The following is a 16,358-nucleotide window of genomic DNA, read 5'->3' as shown; positions in this document are numbered from 1 at the left end:
CCCTCTCCTTTTCTTACTCTTGTCCTTCTATATTTTGATCTGCAGGGTCATCATCATCTCCATTACCCGCTTCTTCTTCCTCCCGCGCTTGGTCATCATCAGGTTCCTTTTCTTGTCCTTCTTCTTTATCGCTTTCACTCTTCTTTTTATCGTCGGTGCCTTCTCCGTTTACACCGTCTGCATCATCACTGTCATTTTCTCTATTTTTCTCTTCACTATCATTTCCTTTCTTATCTTTTTGATTATCTTTATCAGTTGTCGTTGATGTAGAGTTATTATTACCGGAGCCGGAAGCATCATAATTATTATTTTCATTATTGTTTCCATTATCCCCCGCACTTCCTTCATTTTCATTGTCCTCCTGCGATGAATTATCATCACCTGATGCAAGCGACACTTCATTTTCTTCTTCCATCACCGAATCTTCCGGTTCTTCTTCCACTTCTTGCGTGATAACTGTCAACCAGTCAGGGTTCTCCAGTAACACCGTACCAGCCGTTAATTTTCTTTCTATAGAGGAAGGATTAATTTTTTCAGTTTTATGTTGAGATAATATAATTTCATCTCTTTTTTCCACTTCATTCTTTGTTGTTTCATGGTCCTCTGCTGCAAACTCCCCATATTTAATGTTATCTGTTTCCTGCTGGTATATCCCTGCTCCAACTACTGTTATAAACGCAAACAAAGTGAGCATATTGATAACCAGGAGCTTTTTATTCCTCATAAACCTGCACCTGCTTTATGTAAGTTACTGACGAATTTTTGGTAAATTATCTCTTTCTATATTGTAAACCTTTCCACTCTATCGTTCAACTTCTAATAGATTGGGAAAAGCTAAAGACAATTTCTGCTAATAGAAAGATGCCACACCGTAAAAAGTGTGGCAGAATTTCTAGTAGTACCTGGCTCTTGGATCTACAACAACTCTTTTTCTCATTGGCCTGTGAATTGTTTTTGGCACATCGACAACATTAAAACGATCTACATGCACAACGGGTTGAATAAACGGCTGTACCCGTGGTACTTTATGATCATAAGCCACGTATTTTGGCGGCAGCATAATTGGTCTTGCCCGTCTAAACAATAATGACACCTCCTAAGAGCTTATATATTTATTAATGCAGCATATAGATGATAAGGAACGGCCTTTATCCCGCGTTTAACCTCAGTACAGCCGTTTTTATTGCCAAAATACTTATTTCAGCAAAAGGGAAATATCACACAAAAAAACACTTTTAGTGAAACGCTTTCAGTAAAATATGATATAATTTTCGTATTAGATAAAAAAATATCAGGTAATTTTTAATAAAGGTGGGAAATTTCATGGCTCAGACAGAAGTTAGAGTAGTAAATAAACAAGGGAAAGATGTGGCACAAAATGGGATGGAAGTTGGAGAGATTGTCGTTAAAGGTCAGGGAGTAGTTGATCAAAAGAGCGGACTGGCAGATTCTGTAGATGGCTGGGTCCGTACCGGGGAATTGGGAAAAGTGGACGAAAATGGACATATTCATGTTGTGGAACCGAAAAAAGATATCACTTCCAGCGAAACCCCCATATCTACCTTTGAAGTGGAAAGCGTGTTGCTGAGTCACCCTGCTGTGCAGGAAGCTGCAATCATTCCGGTGCCGGATCAGGAATTAGGGGAAATTATCCAGGCTTTTGTCGTTTTGCACAAGAACCAACATGTAACAGAACAGGATCTGATTGATTTTTCCTTAAAGAAACTGCATGCTGCCAAGTGCCCCAAATCGATTACGTTCCTGGAGGAATTGCCGAAAACAGCAAGCGGAAAAATATTAAAATCTCAGCTCAAAGTATAGATACCAAAAATATTTCCGAAAAATATACGTTGACAGTTCATCATCAACCTGTAATAATAATTGAAGACAATATTTCATAACGGTTACCTTTAACCCAGTCCCGTGAGGCTGGCAAGGTGAAGCAGGCCAAAGCCTGCCATGAATAAAAATACAGCAGTCCATCTTTTTGCTAATTTTTATTTTGAAGAAAACACCTTGCCTGTAAGCAAGGTGTTTTTTCCTGTTTAGTGGTAACTTTATGAAATGACGTATAAGAGGAGGATAAAAATTGGCAAAGTACACAGAAATTAAAGTCGATGAACGCTTACCCTTTTTACAAAGTTTACCACTAAGTTTTCAGCATTTATTCGCTATGTTTGGTTCTACTGTTTTAGTTCCTATTCTGTTCGGGGTTAACCCTGCAACCATTCTATTAATGAATGGAGTTGGAACCTTAATATACCTGTTTATTACAAAAGGAAAGATTCCTGCATATCTGGGCTCGAGCTTCGCCTTTATTTCACCGGTATTTGTTGTGCTCGGACAATACGCCGGAGCAGAAGGGTACAGTTACGCACTCGGGGGATTTCTAATTGTCGGTATCGTTTTGACACTGGTTGGTCTAATTGTAAAGGTTGCCGGGACAGATTGGATTGATGTCGTTTTCCCTCCGGCAGCCATGGGGGCCATTGTAGCAGTTATTGGACTTGAGCTTGTGCCTGTCGCTGCAGAAATGGCCGGTTTAATTCCGGACGAAGAAGCCGGAGCGGGTTGGACCATGGACCCTAATACAGTTACCGTCGCCATATTGACCCTGTCAATCACCATTATTTGCTGGGTAACCATGCGCGGATTTTTGAAAATCATTCCCATATTAATTGGTATTGTTGCCGGTTATATCATTGCTTTTGCATTTGGCCTGGTTGACTTTACTGCAGTGGAAGAAGCTGCATGGTTTTCCATGCCGGAATATTATCAGATGAAAATTGACTGGTCGGCCATTCTTGTTATCCTGCCAGCTGCTTTAGTTTTGATTCCAGAGCACATTGGACATTTATTTGTTACCAGTAACATTGTGAAAAAGGATTTGGCAAAAGATCCCGGGCTGGACCGGTCTTTGATGGGTAACGGGATTTCCACTATGATTTCCAGTTTCGTCGGTTCCACGCCAAATACCACTTATGGTGAAAATATTGGAGTACTGGCGATTACAAGAGTGTATTCCACTTGGATTATTGGTGGAGCAGCGGTAATTGCCATTATTCTATCTTTTATCGGGAAACTGGCCGCACTGATTTCTTCCATCCCCACTGCGGTCATGGGCGGTATTTCACTGCTCCTGTTCGGCATCATAGCAGCAAGTGGAATTCGGATGCTCGTAGAAGCAAATGTGGATTATAGCCGGTCGCAAAATCTGATTCTCACTTGTGTTGTTTTAGTAATTGGAATCAGTGGAGCAACAATTCAGATGGGAACCGTGGAATTAACCGGAATGGGACTTGCTACAGTCGTTGCGATTATTCTCGGTTTATTCTTTAAGCTGCTTGATGTATTAAAACTTTCAAATGAATAAAGAGTAGCATCCGGACGTTAGTTGTCTATTATTATGATACTAACGTCCGGTTTTATTTTTAAATGACATTTCCCAGCTGTAATAGCCATTATCCTTATTTTTTTCATAGCGCAAATAGGCACTGAACTTCTTTCCTTTTCTGCTTGTCAGCCCTTTTACATACGCTTTTTTATTTTTCAGAAGCTGTTTCACCATTGTTTTGTTTGGTTTTTTCCTTAATGCTGCCAAGTACTTGTCATTTTTCCATACAATAAAGTCACAGCTTTTTTTCCAATTCCTGCAGGAAAATCCAATGTAACCATCCACCACATCATTGCCACAAGCAGGACATTTACCGAGTACTTCTTTTGTGTTAGCTCCTGAAGGAATTTCATTTATGATTCCCTGCTGATCCGCTTTTATTTTTTCCACCGATTGAGTGGTAAATGTAAATATCTGCTGAAGAAAAGTATTTTTGCCTTCCGTCCCTTTTTGAATATCGGACAGAGATTTTTCCAGGCGTCCGGTAAATTCAAGGTCAAACAAGTTTTTAACCGGAAAGGTTTCTACTAGCTTTCTGCCCAGTGTTGTGCATACCAGGTTTTTACCTTTTGCTTCAATATAGCCAACTTCTTTCAGTTTCCTGATCGTTTCTGCCCTGGTTGCCGGTGTACCAATACTGAAACCGGCCAGAATATTTTCAAGGTCCTCTTCCTTTTCCTCTTCTTTATACTCTTTACCACAGGTTTCCATGACACGTAGTAATGTTTTTTCCGTATGCTGTTTTGGCGGTTTCGTAACATGGGATGAAATCTTGGAGTCTATCAGACTGACAGCATCATTTTCCCGGACAAAAGGCAAAATCGCTTCTTTAGATTGGATGTTTTCTACCTTTTTCCACCCTGATGCGAGCTGTACCCTGCCTTTCGAAACAAACTGCCCGTCCAAACCTTCCACTTTTGTTTGCAGTTTTGTCTCTTCAAATTCCGCTATAGGCATGAACTGCATAATAAAACGATTCTTGATCGCAGTAAAGACGATCTGTTCATCCCCCGTAAGTTTTTTCGGTTTGAGATAAGTTGGTGTTATGGCACTGTGGCTTTCGACTTTTGCATTGTTAAACACTCTTTTTGTTTTTACAAACTTTATTTCATCTTTATAAGGCAAATCTGCAGCATGGGTCTTCAGCACATTGGCTATTTTTCCTGTTAAACTCTCTTCCAGGGCTCTGCTTGATGTTCTCGGGTATGTAATCAGCTTTTTTTCATACAGGGATTGAGCAGTTTTTAATACTTTATCCGATGTCCAGCCTTTATATTTATTTGTTATATATCCTTGCAAATTGGAAAGGTTGAAGAGAAATGGCGGAAACTCCTTCTTCTTCTCCACTTGTTTACCAATAATGGAAGCTTGCTTTTGTTTCATTGCTTCCTGAATTGCTTCCAGCGTTTCCTTCTTCTTAAATTTTTCTTGTTTTCCTGTCGTGTAGATCCCTTCATACTCTTTTTGATCTCTTGTTCGGAATCTTGCACTCAGTTTGAAATAATCTTCGGGCACAAATTTTTCTATCTCCGTATCCCTGTCATAAATGATTTTCAGGGTTGGCAGAAGGACCCGGCCGATATTTAATGCCTTTCCCTTTCCTTTCTGATATTTTAATGTCGCAACGGAGGTGAGATTAATCCCGATCACCCAATCCGCCCATTGTCTGCCGATGCCCGAGTCTCTTAATGATTTCATGGTCCGGTTCGGCTGAATGGATTCCAGTCCGTGTTTAACCTCTGCAGGCGTCCATTCATTGAGAAGCAGCCGATAGACCGGTTTGCTTTGCCTGCCGCCCCGGTAAATAATGCTGTCCCCGATCAATTGCCCTTCTCTGTCATAATCACAGGCAGAAATTATTGCCTCCACATCCGGCCTTTTCATTAACTGCTGGATGATTTTCAGCTGCTTCCGGGCACCCGGGTCGGTTTGTTTCCTGTCCCTCGGATTGCTTTTTACTTTGTATTTAAATTCCTGCGGGATAAAGGGAAAGTGATCCATTTTCCAGCGGGACATTTTACTGTCATAATCCTTTGCATCATACAGCTCAACTAAATGTCCAAAAGCCCAGGTTATTATGTAGCTTGTCCCTTCATAATAACCATCTTTCTTTGTTTTAATCTTTAAAGCATCCGCAATATTTTTTGCAACGGAAGGTTTTTCGGCAAGTATTAACTTCATTCAACATCACCTTTTTCTTTATTAATGGAAAGAATACGGAAGGAAAAAAAGAAGAAAAAAAGAAGTTTCATATATTTTACCACAACTTGGAGCATGAAACATGGGAACGGTTCTCGCCTTTCATTGATCTGAATGCTTCGTAAAACAAATGGGAAAACCGTCCCTGTTTTTACAGTTTTGACAGGGGGTATATGCCAATACTTTGGATAATGAGTGATAAAATAACAGTCCCGAATGCCAATGACACGAGTGGATCGGCATTTTGTGCTGTTGCTTCCAGTCCTAAAAGGAGTACTACCGAGACGGCACCTTTGATTCCGGAAAATGAGAGAATTCCAACATCTTTTATGGAAAATTCACGTTTCCAGGTTGGGATGGACTGGGTAATGCCGTTTAGTACAATAAACCTTGCCAGCAAAGACAAGACAAATATAATTATAATAAGCAGCCATTCCGATATGAAGAGATAATCCATTGCCAAAATACCAATGAGAAGAAACATAATGGATAGTACACTTGGCTCTACAACTTCCCAGAAGCCGTCGAGTGCCCGGTGAAAATGTTCTTCATCTTTAATATTTCTTCCAAATTCAAAGGACAGCATCATTCCTGCAGCAACTGTTGCCAACACTCCTGAAACACCAAACAGTTCTCCCAAATAAAAACTGCCATAAGCCACAATAATACTTAGCATCACCTGGTACTGCCTGTTGGTTGAATAAGAAACAGCTTTACTCATGACCCAGCCGAAAATTAGTCCAATAATGGTTCCGCCGAGGGAAACAGCTAGAAACTCGCCCAGGATCAGCATGGGAGCAAAGTTGGTTTGATTGATTGACATCCCCAACAGAACAGTAAATAAAACAATACTTGTTCCATCATTTAACAGAGACTCACCTTCCACAATGTCAGCTATTTTCTCATTGTTTAATGATTTTTTGAGAATAGAAACAACAGACACGGGATCAGTTGGAGCCAGTATGGAGGCAACAAGTAATGAGCCAATAAAAGAGAGCTCCATGAAAAGGTTTCCGACTGTAAAAATAGCGGCCCCCAGAACGAAGACATTTAACAGAACTCCTAATGTTCCCAAACACCCAATAATCCATTTATCTTTACGTAATATATCCACGGGAAATTGATATGCAGAAACGAATAGAACAGAAGGTAGAAATACAAAAAACAACATATCTTGGCTAATGGCTATATTTTCGAAATATGGAACAAAGGAGAGAACCAGTCCCAGTATAAGCAGAATCACCGGCACGGGGAAAAATTCCTGTCTTTTATCAATGGAATAAACAATATAACCAATGGTTAACATTAAAAGCAGTTGATAACTGTCCAACGAATAAACTCTCCTTCCCCCTGATTATTTTCAACAGAATAATCCACATACATTGGAAAGTGGTAATTACTTGATAAGAAAAGCGAGTATCATCATCAGTATTCTCTTAGCTACCCATAAAAGAAAAAGATTAAACGGAACACAAGTCATTTCAGTATTCCGAATAAAAGCAGACAGACTGCTCCGGACATTTACCGAAACAGTCTGTCTATCTAAAGAAGGAAGTTATTTAATACTACAACAAATTTTACGATTATAGACAATGTGATTACACAGTTATTTTTGTGGAGCTGAAGGCGTTGAAATACTGCTTAATGCCTCTTCTGCCTCATCATCATACTGACTGTCCACTGCCATGTCCCCCAGTGCAACCACGCCAATAACCTGTCCATTTTCTACAACTGGCAAACGTCGGATTTGCTGTTGAGACATTAATTGTGCTGCTTCTTCCACATCCATTTCAGGTGAACCCTGAACTACCTGTTGAGCTGTCATAACTTCTGAAACATTTGTCTGTGCGGCTTCTCCCTGTGCTGTGGAGCGAAGGGTAATATCGCGATCTGTAATGATCCCCACCATTTCACCGTTGTTATTTACCACAGGCAATGAACCAATATTATATTCGCTCATTAACGCTGCAGCTTCCTGGACAGATTGCGATTCATTTACTGTATAAACCTCTGATGTCATAAGATTTCGTAATTGTTGACCCATATAAAAACCTCCTTTTCAGTTATAGGTTGGCTGTAGTTCACTCAAATATGAACGGTATTTTTTTGCAGCCAAGGATTTAATTTTCCTGGAAGGGATAGCATGCTTAAAATGCGAACCCTCATTTCACCCTTTCTTAAGTGGTATAATTTTCCTTCATAATTATGCATCCTGTTTAAATGAATGGGAACAATGAAAAGTAAAGATTGGAGGGGTCTCTTTGAGGTTTAATAAAAAGAAAAAAGAACAGGAAGTTACCAATGCGGAGGCGCCGGGGATAGACCCGGACGATTCATTCGGAGAGAAAGCAAATGAACAGGAAATAAAAAGTGGCGAGTCGACTCGTGTAATCCGCCTTACATATGATGAACATGAGGAACGTAATGGATAGCCTTTTAACCGGGTTTATTTGCTGAAGAAGCTTTATGATAAATACTACGCTGCATTTAAAAGAGCTGCAAAATCAATATTAAAAGTGAAGAGCAATATGCTTCTTCACTTTATATTACTTTTATATATTATAAATGGAATCTGCATTTTTATAACGGAGTTTTTCCGATTTCACTTTTTTAGCTGTTTGGCCCGGGTTGTTCAGCCTGCTCTTTTCCCGGCCTTGTTTGGATTTCTCTTTGTTTTCCATAAGCTCACCTCCTGCCAAGATTTCTTTTCAAAATTAGGTTGTCCAAACAACCGGGGTTTCATTATTAATACCAAACTGATTCATTCAAGTCCATTTGCATAATCGTAGAAACATCCCTAAATCCATATTTTTCGTATAAGTTTCTTGCTTTATTTCCTGCATACACATTCAATTGCACCCTCGCATATCCCAGTTCTTTTAAATGCAAAAGTGCTTCACATAACAGTTTTTCACCTATTCCCCGCTTACGCCACTTTGGGAGAATATAAAGCTCCGATAGAAATCCGATCGGCTCATCGGTATTATAATCCACGACATTGCTTAATCCTATCCATCCCTTTATTATTTCATCTTCATTATAAACGAGATAATAGCCACCATTTGCCAAAAAACTTTCCGCAAATTGAATCGCTTTTGCTTTCTTGGGAATAACAAATCCCATACTTGCTTCCTTCATCACGGTGAGTGCATGCCCCAATATTTTATCCGTCTCTTCCATTGTAGCTTTTCTTATCACCATATTCTCCCTCCGCCTTTCCATGATGTAATAGTTTATGGAAAGCAATTTATATAAGTTACTCCGATGAATGAACAGCTTCCCTGAAAAAACATAGGCTAACTAATAAATAATAAAATAAGGAGAAGGCCAATGGGAGTTATTTCCACAGATATGTGGCTATTGGATGATCACAACGATCCAATAAAAATTTGTGATAAAATGGAGAGTTTGTTTCCAGGGGTTGATAGTGCTGACATTTACCATCATTTAATGGTTAACGGGATGTATCAAATACCATTAAAGAATGGAAAACAGCTTATTCAGCACTGGCAACGGAAAAAAGTATGGAGTTATGTCGATAAGGAATTTACGCATTTAAAAAATAATTGGAATGGACCGGACATTCCTATTTTTATTTTTCCTTCTTCCACTAATCGAGAATTAAAAAAGGAAAATAACGGAAAATCCGGACTTGCGTTTGCGGATAAACTTTTTTTGTTTATATCTGATGAGACTTCCAGGGATGAAACAAAAGCACTGCTCATACATGAATATAATCATGTATGCAGGTTAAGAAAATATAACAAAAAAGAACAGGATTATGTGCTTCTGGACTCCATTATATTGGAAGGGCTGGCTGAACAGGCTGTTCATGAAAAGATGGGGGAAGAGCATGTGGCAAAGTGGTGCAAATATTACCCGGATGACATGCTTGAAAAATGGTGGAAAACAAAATTGCTTCCAAACAGCAGTATTCCCAAATCGGATCGGCGTCACCAAAATTTACTATATGGTTTTCGCCTAAACCCAAAAATGCTCGGGTACAGTGTTGGTTACTATCTTGTTCAACAGTATGTTAAAGAAAACAAGCTGAATTCAAAAGATCTGATGTCTTTATCTTCAGAAGAGATAGCCCAATTGGACTCAGGGAAACAGCTATTCAATTAACCGTTCTTCAGCTTTTATAAGGGAAATTAGAGACAGATAAGGTGAGCCTTCCAGTCTCTGTCTCTAATTAGCTTTTTATTTATTTTAAATCCAAAAGCCGGGTATTAAGGCCAATCCGAGGATGCCGCCAAGAGCCAATCCAATGCCGAAGCCTCCGATTCCCCAGCCCCATCCCCAACCAAAGCCGCCTAAACCGCCAGCTCCGCCAAGGGGTTGTAAATATACTCTTGAATTGTCAACGTGTTGGATAATTCCTCTGTGAACTCTCCCATCTTTCATTCTGATCTCAACAGCTCTGCCTTTATATTTGTGGCAAAGTCCATGGAAATGTGCAACTGACATACAATCACCTCCAAATCCTTGCAGTTACAACAGTGTATGAATACACCCAACCAGGTGCAATGGACAATTATAATGAAAAGAGCAAGAATTATTGTTTATTCTTCAGTTAATACGTTCTTCAAGATCCGTTCTGTATGATCGCAACCATGTCAGTACGGCTAAAATGAGCTAAGTCCAGTTAATTCATTGTAAATAAAAGGCCCAATTTCTTATTTCTGGGTATGTATCCATTCCCCTTATCGGGTGTTTACCATATATTGATGTTAGATGGATAGGGAGGTGTTATTGATGGGTGCACCAGCAGCAGGAGTTGGCTATGGCGGAGGTTTCGCCTTTATTGTTGTATTATTCATTCTGCTTATTATCGTAGGCGCTTCTTATGTAGGATTTTACTAGGTTATACTCAAAAATGATTATTTAGGAGGTTGTATATGGGATTCGGTTATGGGCCAGGTTATGGGCATGGCGGCTTCGGAGGTCCATTCGCAGGTGCAGGTTATGGAGCTGGAGCATGTGGTGCCGGATATGGTGCTCCGGTTGGCGGAGCAGGATTTGGCGCCGGTAGAGGATTTGCCTTGATCGTAGTATTGTTTATTCTTCTTATTATCGTTGGTGCGGCCTGGTTATAAGAAGTACAGTGTGCTGTTACCATAACAGCTATAGAATACTTTCTCTTCAAATACGTGACCACTCTTTTAAGTCGTGAAGATATACTGGGCAGGGGGAATTCCCTGCTCTTTTTGATACGGTGTCCTTTATAGGGATACGAAAACTGATTAACGTTTCACAACTAGAGGCTGTTCTACATCCTTTTTGGATTGCAGTACAGCCTCAGCACATGAACCTCTTGGGTTATTGCAGTAAATCATTCCCGCTTTTCCACCGTTCACTCATAAACTTTTCAGACTCTCCCGTATTTCCATTAATATAGAATGTGTCATTAATTTCAGCAGCCTTTACTTTCACCTTCCATATCGGTAAATAAACCAGGGACACTTCCTTTACTTCATGAACCGGCTTTTTTAAAATATAGGATCGATTTATTTGTTTTTCCTGTACATTTTTTATATATTTATTTACATCTTCCTTATTATTAATTCGCAGTGGAATCAAAGCTGTCGGCTCTACCTCCTCTTCGGCAACCGGTGGTATGGTCGAAAATAATCCTCGGTATCCGGAAACCGCATCGACAAAAATAATGTTTGGCATTTTTTTGGACGGAAATGGCGGCCGCTCCGCAATCACTAAATTTTTGGCAATCCAAAACGGGTGATAAATCAGATCCTTTTCCACTGTATGTTTTTGAATATAGCCAGGGTTCACCGACTGATTGAACTTTCCTTTCACACCCAGGCTTTTGTAGATAGAAGTATAAATTGCGGATTCAGAAATTAACTTTTTTCCAATTCGCTGTACTTTTTTCTCTGCCAAATTATTTGTTTCCATCCTATTCCACCCTTTTCCCGTTTATTTTAATTTATCAAGATCCGTAATGGTACATATCCTCATTTGTCTAAATTTCCTTTGATGACTTTCTTCCAACTGGCTGAAAACTATCATTAATTAGAGAAAACGGTCCGGGATAATCGTCTGATTGGTTGGAGTATTTGTAGTAAGAACAAGTAGCACCCGGGCATTCCAATAAATGCATCTTTCCTTTTATAATATTCTATTATATCGGAATTAAAATGATTTTTCAAAATAAAATTCGAATAATTGTCAATTTTTCAAGTCCAAAACTATCTTACTGTCTGAATCTCTGTTAACAAATAATAAAAACACCCCCGAAAGTTATATTATCTACTCTAACTTTCGGGGGCCGATATACATTTCTGGAACGCTTTTTATTTTATTGCACCTGATTTAAACGGGCTTCTATCTCAGACATGATTCTGCCGGATTCTTCCCAATCTCCATTTGATATAGCATCTTGATATTCCTCAAATAAGTCGGAGATTTCCGTTAAAATTTCATCAGCACCCTGTAAAGGATCTGTCGGGTCAGTTGGGTCTTCCATATCCTCTTCCGGATCAGTCATATCCGGCGGATCTACCGGTTCTTCCGGAATTTCTACATCCGTTTCAAAATCCGGATCCACTAAGGAAAGAATCTGCTCCAAAGCCTCATCGAATGTATCGGCCATAACAATCTCATCCTCGTAAGCAATAATGATTTGCTGCACTTCAGGCAATGATGTCTGATTGGAGGATTCAATATATACCGGCTCCACATACATAACAGTATCTTCAATAGGAATGGTTAATAGGTTACCGCGGATCACTTCTGAACCACCCTGCGACCAGAGATTCAGCTCCTGGGAAATGCGGGAGTCCTGATTAATCCTGTTCTCAATCTGCTGTGGCCCGTATACATTCCGTTGTTGTGGAAAGCGATGAACGAACATTTCACCATAATGTTCGCCGTCATTACGTACGCCCATCCAAGCAACCATATTTTGCCGGTTTCTCGGGGTATAAGGCATCATTAAAATAAATTCTTCTTCCTCATACTCAGGCAGACTCATTGTAATGTAATACGGTTCCATTTCAATATCTTCATTGAAGTATCTCTCGGTTGGGAATTCCCAGTTATCTTCCCTATTATAGAATACTTCCAGGTTAGTCATATGATAGGTACCGTACATAGACGCCTGAATTGTAAACAATCTTTCCGGATAGCGAAATTGTGCCTGTATGTCTTCCGGTATTTCTTCTGTAAATAAATCAGGGAAGATGTTTTCATACGTTTGGAATAATGGATCTTCCGGGTCAACCGGATAGAAATCCACTTCCCCGGTATATGCATCAACAACAACTTTTACTGAATTCCTTATATAATTTTGCTGACCCTGATGTGGTTCCGCATAAGGATAACGTTCACCAGTTAAATAAGCATCCATCATCCAGGCAAGAGACCCATCATCTCTGACAAAAATATATGGATCACTGTCATATTCGAAAAACGGAGCAATTCTTTGTACTCTGTCCATAATATTTCGCGTTTCCATCAATAAGCTTTCCGAATGAACCTGATCTGAAACCAGCATACGGAAAGATCCTTGATTAATGGCGAAAAGTAGTCTGTTCAAGAACGTCATTGGAATGCCTACATCTTCTTCATATCGGTATGTTATGTTCTCTTCGCCCGATGGATAATCAAATTCATCTACTTCCGTATTTACAATTACATTTTCATAGTCATCCTGTTCCCCATAATATATCTGGGGACGAGTAATATCCATTGCACCCTGTGGCGGAATATTGTTCAGCAAATACTGCGGCTGACCCTGTGCAGTAACCTCATTTACATGACTCATTGCAACGCCATAGCCATGGGTATAACGAAGTGTGCGGTTAACCCATGTATGCGCCTGCTCGGGTAAATCCTGTGTACTTAATTCACGGGCTGCAATAAAGACTTGCTGATATTCACCATCAATTTCATACCTGTCAATATCAATATCATTAAATTCATAATACGTACGGAAAGTCTGCAGTTGATTATAAATGTCAAGCAGAGGTCTTGCATCATTTATTCTGACATTATCTATCGTAAGTTCATTCCGCTCAATCATCTCTGCATCCAGTGAAAGTTCGGCAGGGTGCTGTTCTTCCGTAATTTTATCCAAATCATAAGCCGCTCTCGTAAAGTCAAGGTTATGCTGCAAATATGGTTCTTCACGGGAAATTTCATTCGGACTGACCATAAATTGCTGAACGGCAACAGAAGCGCCCTGGGCAGCAATTAACAGGATCACATACGCTACGGCAGGGATTGCCATGGCAGTTAATTTCCCTTTCACAAGAGAAATGATCACCCAAATCGTTCCTAAAATGGCTGCTCCGGCTAATACATAAGCTGCTGGAATGTTAATCAGATCGTCTGTATAGCTTAACCCATGCACCACACTGTTTTGGAATACATTTACATTGTTTGTCAACAATGTTCCATATGGCGCCAGCACATGCAAACCCGCCAGCAGAATTCCAATAAAACTGAGTGTAACCCCCATATGCAACTGGGCGGATCTGCTCATCCGGTACATATGAAATACTGAATAAGCAGCAATTTCTATAGCCACGAAAAAGATGGCCAGCCCTAATAAAACATAAACAATAAACTGTAAAAATGGGAGGACAAATAAATAAAATGAAATATCCATGTTAAAGTATGGATCCGTTTCACCGAATGTCGCATGGTTTAATAACTTTAACAATGGTTCCCAGCCAACTCCCTGAATGATGCTGCTTCCGACTAAACCAACCAGCGCTGAAATTCCCAGCATAGCTGGTATGCTTTGTTTCCTGCTCGTAATAATCGTAGGAAGCTGCTGTTTGCTTAAATGCCCAATGTATGACCTGCGTATCCAGGAAAGGGTAATATACATCAGTATGGAAAATAGTAAAAACCCAATAACTCCAAGCATAACTTTACTGCCAAGGATTGTCGTAAATACAGCTTCGAAGCCAAGATGATCCATCCAGATATAATCAATAACCCAATTGAAGGCCGTAATTCCCAGTATCAATAAAAGCAGAACAATACCGATAATGATACCTATACGGTTTCCCCGCTTCTTCCATGCCTGTTTTTGCTCTTCACTCATTTCGTAAAAATCCAATGGTGTACCCCCTAAGTTTCTAACTTACTTAACTCCTATTCTATCATAACAAATTTTCCGCCTACTTTCTTTTCATAAGTATACGATTTTTAAAGGAAATTAGTTTCATAAAAATAATTTTAATTCCCAACATCTTTGAAAAGTTGCAGGCAGACTCAGACTGAAGGGTCTGACTCTAATTTTTCCGTTGTTTCACCACTAACGAAGAACCATTTTTTCTCTCCTTAAATATATTGTATTAGATTTATTTATTTTAAGGAGTGTAGAAAATGCCTGCAATTACCGGCAATGAATATATTCAGCGGATGGACCGTTTAGATACCACCATCTGGTATGATGGAAAGAAAATAAAGGGAAAAAAATCAGAACATCCAGTATTTAAAGGGGTTTTGAAAACGCAATCCGAGTTGTATGATTTACAGCATAAAAAAGACAAGAGAAACCTCATGACATATGAATCACCAACTACCGGGAGCAGAATAGGCACCTCCTATTTGATGCCGACAACAAAAGAGGATTTACAAAAACGAAGCAAAATGATTCAGGAATGGGCAAAGTTAAGCAATGGTATGCTCGGCAGAAGTCCGGATTATATGAACACCACTCTTATGTCTTTAGCAGCCTCCGCAAACCTGTTGAAAGGCAAGAAAAACTGCTATCCGGAAAACCTTCTTCATTTCTATGAATATGCGCGGGAAAAAGACCTCACATTTACACATACATTTGTTAATCCACAGGTAAATCGTTCACCATTTTACATGGAAGATGATGATGAGCCGATTTCCGCCAGAATAATGAATGAAACAAAAGAAGGAATTGTAATTAGAGGAGCAAAACTCCTTGCAACCCAGGGGGGAATTACAGATGAATTACTCGTCTTTTCACCCGGCGGTGTAAATAATGAGGAACAAGCCTTTGCTTTTTCCATTCCGAGCGACACAGAAGGTTTATCCTTCATCTGCCGTGAATCCTTCCACTTGGGGGATTCCCAATATAACTATCCCTTGTCTTCCCGGTTTGAAGAAATGGATACCATTGTTGTACTTGAGGATGTTCTTATTCCATGGAGAAGGATTTTCTTCTATAAAAATATTCCACTGGCCAATAGTTTTCAGGGTAAAAGCGCATTTCGCCCTTTCGCTCTACATCAGGTTTTAAACCGAAGAATTATAAAAACCGACTTTTTTTTGAATTTGGCGGAAGATATCATTCAGACAATCGATATTGGTTCCTACTCCCATGTTCATGAAAAAATGACAGAGATTATTGTAACCTACGAATCAATGAAAGCATTGCTCATAAAAGCAGAGGCCAATGCAGCCATAGATGAATTTGGATTAATGCGGCCGGAAATGGCAGCTTTACAGTCAGCGAATTCCATCTTTCCACATATGTATCCGCGTATGGTAGAAATTATACAGTTACTTAGTGCAAGCGGATTGGTAACCATACCAAAGGAAGATGATTTCAAATCAGATATACGGCCTGCATTGGACCAATATTTACAAAGTGCCAAACTGGATGCAGAGGAACGTGTAAAGCTGTTCCGCCTCGCCTGGGATGCAACCATGAGTCCGTTTGGAACAAGGCAGACTCAATACGAGCGCTTTTTCTTCGGCAATCCAATCGCATTTTCAACCGGACTGTACCGCAGCTATTTTGATAAATAATTTG

General features: G+C 39.7%; 16 protein-coding genes and 1 pseudogene. 7 read left to right on the top strand and 10 right to left on the bottom strand.

The features are described from left to right. Nucleotides 1-13: 13 nt before the first annotated feature. Together ACZ42C_RS02080 and ACZ42C_RS02075 are read right to left on the bottom strand one after the other, a co-directional pair. Nucleotides 14-724, bottom strand: a complete 711-nt coding sequence (locus tag ACZ42C_RS02080; protein ID WP_461180940.1) for a hypothetical protein — start codon at nt 722-724, stop codon at nt 14-16. A 168-nt stretch (nt 725-892) separates the two neighbouring features. Further along, the gene (locus tag ACZ42C_RS02075; RefSeq protein ID WP_461180941.1) at nt 893-1,084 is read right to left on the bottom strand and encodes a hypothetical protein; all 192 of its coding nucleotides are present in this window, start codon (nt 1,082-1,084) and stop codon (nt 893-895) included. A gap of 239 nt (nt 1,085-1,323) precedes the next feature. On the opposite strand from ACZ42C_RS02075, the gene ACZ42C_RS02070 reads away from it, so the two are divergent. Together ACZ42C_RS02070 and uraA are read left to right on the top strand one after the other, a co-directional pair. Beyond that, nucleotides 1,324-1,821: a class I adenylate-forming enzyme family protein gene (locus ACZ42C_RS02070; RefSeq protein WP_461180942.1), complete on the top strand. Its 498-nt coding sequence runs from the start codon at nt 1,324-1,326 to the stop codon at nt 1,819-1,821. 268 nt (nt 1,822-2,089) lie between these two features. Further along, entirely contained in the window at nt 2,090-3,373 is a 1,284-nt protein-coding gene (gene uraA, locus ACZ42C_RS02065; protein ID WP_461180943.1) for a uracil permease, read from the top strand. Between the two features lie 39 nt (nt 3,374-3,412). Here the strand turns inward: uraA and ACZ42C_RS02060 are convergent, their stop codons facing one another. From ACZ42C_RS02060 to ACZ42C_RS02050, 3 genes are all read right to left on the bottom strand, one after another. Then, nucleotides 3,413-5,575, bottom strand: coding sequence for a type IA DNA topoisomerase (locus ACZ42C_RS02060; protein WP_461180944.1), 2,163 nt, complete (start codon nt 5,573-5,575; stop codon nt 3,413-3,415). A 169-nt stretch (nt 5,576-5,744) separates the two neighbouring features. After that, nucleotides 5,745-6,923 (bottom strand): cation:proton antiporter, encoded by a 1,179-nt coding sequence (locus tag ACZ42C_RS02055; protein ID WP_461180945.1) that lies wholly within the window; start codon nt 6,921-6,923, stop codon nt 5,745-5,747. Nucleotides 6,924-7,199: 276 nt separating this feature from the next. Beyond that, complete coding sequence (locus tag ACZ42C_RS02050; protein ID WP_461180946.1) at nt 7,200-7,637, bottom strand: CBS domain-containing protein; 438 nt, start codon at nt 7,635-7,637, stop codon at nt 7,200-7,202. Nucleotides 7,638-7,854: 217 nt separating this feature from the next. On the opposite strand from ACZ42C_RS02050, the gene ACZ42C_RS02045 reads away from it, so the two are divergent. After that, nucleotides 7,855-8,025 (top strand): hypothetical protein, encoded by a 171-nt coding sequence (locus ACZ42C_RS02045; RefSeq protein WP_461180947.1) that lies wholly within the window; start codon nt 7,855-7,857, stop codon nt 8,023-8,025. 120 nt (nt 8,026-8,145) lie between these two features. Here ACZ42C_RS02045 and ACZ42C_RS02040 read toward each other — a convergent pair whose 3' ends face one another. Next, nucleotides 8,146-8,274, bottom strand: a complete 129-nt coding sequence (locus tag ACZ42C_RS02040) for a hypothetical protein (protein ID WP_461180948.1) — start codon at nt 8,272-8,274, stop codon at nt 8,146-8,148. A 64-nt stretch (nt 8,275-8,338) separates the two neighbouring features. Beyond that, nucleotides 8,339-8,794, bottom strand: a complete 456-nt coding sequence (locus ACZ42C_RS02035) for a GNAT family N-acetyltransferase (RefSeq protein ID WP_461180949.1) — start codon at nt 8,792-8,794, stop codon at nt 8,339-8,341. Between the two features lie 129 nt (nt 8,795-8,923). Here ACZ42C_RS02035 and ACZ42C_RS02030 point away from each other — a divergent pair, with 129 nt between their 5' ends. Continuing rightward, nucleotides 8,924-9,721: a DUF2268 domain-containing putative Zn-dependent protease gene (locus ACZ42C_RS02030; RefSeq protein WP_461180950.1), complete on the top strand. Its 798-nt coding sequence runs from the start codon at nt 8,924-8,926 to the stop codon at nt 9,719-9,721. Nucleotides 9,722-9,805: 84 nt separating this feature from the next. Here ACZ42C_RS02030 and ACZ42C_RS02025 read toward each other — a convergent pair whose 3' ends face one another. Then, the gene (locus ACZ42C_RS02025) at nt 9,806-10,063 is read right to left on the bottom strand and encodes a hypothetical protein (RefSeq protein ID WP_461180951.1); all 258 of its coding nucleotides are present in this window, start codon (nt 10,061-10,063) and stop codon (nt 9,806-9,808) included. A gap of 288 nt (nt 10,064-10,351) precedes the next feature. On the opposite strand from ACZ42C_RS02025, the gene ACZ42C_RS02020 reads away from it, so the two are divergent. Together ACZ42C_RS02020 and ACZ42C_RS02015 are read left to right on the top strand one after the other, a co-directional pair. Continuing rightward, nucleotides 10,352-10,459, top strand: coding sequence for a YjcZ family sporulation protein (locus tag ACZ42C_RS02020; protein WP_461180952.1), 108 nt, complete (start codon nt 10,352-10,354; stop codon nt 10,457-10,459). Nucleotides 10,460-10,620: 161 nt separating this feature from the next. Then, nucleotides 10,621-10,692: pseudogene (locus tag ACZ42C_RS02015) on the top strand (YjcZ family sporulation protein); the annotation flags it as partial. A gap of 223 nt (nt 10,693-10,915) precedes the next feature. Here ACZ42C_RS02015 and ACZ42C_RS02010 read toward each other — a convergent pair. Next, nucleotides 10,916-11,509: a hypothetical protein gene (locus tag ACZ42C_RS02010; RefSeq protein ID WP_461180953.1), complete on the bottom strand. Its 594-nt coding sequence runs from the start codon at nt 11,507-11,509 to the stop codon at nt 10,916-10,918. 403 nt (nt 11,510-11,912) lie between these two features. After that, the gene (locus ACZ42C_RS02005) at nt 11,913-14,669 is read right to left on the bottom strand and encodes a UPF0182 family membrane protein (protein WP_461180994.1); all 2,757 of its coding nucleotides are present in this window, start codon (nt 14,667-14,669) and stop codon (nt 11,913-11,915) included. Between the two features lie 284 nt (nt 14,670-14,953). Between ACZ42C_RS02005 and hpaB the strand changes: the two genes are divergently transcribed. Then, complete coding sequence (hpaB, locus tag ACZ42C_RS02000) at nt 14,954-16,354, top strand: 4-hydroxyphenylacetate 3-monooxygenase, oxygenase component (protein ID WP_461180954.1); 1,401 nt, start codon at nt 14,954-14,956, stop codon at nt 16,352-16,354. The last annotated feature ends 4 nt before the right edge of the window (nt 16,355-16,358 follow it).

Source organism: Virgibacillus kimchii, assembly GCF_055379185.1.
The sequence above is the reverse complement of the archived record's forward strand: the minus strand, read 5'-3'. Positions and strand labels throughout refer to the sequence as shown.

Excerpts from the sequence above, each read along its gene's own strand:
- ACZ42C_RS02080 (WP_461180940.1), bottom strand. The coding sequence starts at position 724 with ATGAGGAATAAAAAGCTCCTGGTTATCAATATGCTCACTTTGTTTGCG.
- ACZ42C_RS02070 (WP_461180942.1), top strand. The coding sequence starts at position 1,324 with ATGGCTCAGACAGAAGTTAGAGTAGTAAATAAACAAGGGAAAGATGTG.
- ACZ42C_RS02060 (WP_461180944.1), bottom strand. The coding sequence starts at position 5,575 with ATGAAGTTAATACTTGCCGAAAAACCTTCCGTTGCAAAAAATATTGCG.
- ACZ42C_RS02050 (WP_461180946.1), bottom strand. The coding sequence starts at position 7,637 with ATGGGTCAACAATTACGAAATCTTATGACATCAGAGGTTTATACAGTA.
- ACZ42C_RS02040 (WP_461180948.1), bottom strand. The coding sequence starts at position 8,274 with ATGGAAAACAAAGAGAAATCCAAACAAGGCCGGGAAAAGAGCAGGCTG.
- ACZ42C_RS02035 (WP_461180949.1), bottom strand. The coding sequence starts at position 8,794 with ATGGTGATAAGAAAAGCTACAATGGAAGAGACGGATAAAATATTGGGG.
- ACZ42C_RS02030 (WP_461180950.1), top strand. The coding sequence starts at position 8,924 with ATGGGAGTTATTTCCACAGATATGTGGCTATTGGATGATCACAACGAT.
- ACZ42C_RS02025 (WP_461180951.1), bottom strand. The coding sequence starts at position 10,063 with ATGTCAGTTGCACATTTCCATGGACTTTGCCACAAATATAAAGGCAGA.
- ACZ42C_RS02020 (WP_461180952.1), top strand. The coding sequence starts at position 10,352 with ATGGGTGCACCAGCAGCAGGAGTTGGCTATGGCGGAGGTTTCGCCTTT.
- ACZ42C_RS02010 (WP_461180953.1), bottom strand. The coding sequence starts at position 11,509 with ATGGAAACAAATAATTTGGCAGAGAAAAAAGTACAGCGAATTGGAAAA.
- ACZ42C_RS02005 (WP_461180994.1), bottom strand. The coding sequence starts at position 14,669 with ATGAGTGAAGAGCAAAAACAGGCATGGAAGAAGCGGGGAAACCGTATA.
- hpaB (WP_461180954.1), top strand. The coding sequence starts at position 14,954 with ATGCCTGCAATTACCGGCAATGAATATATTCAGCGGATGGACCGTTTA.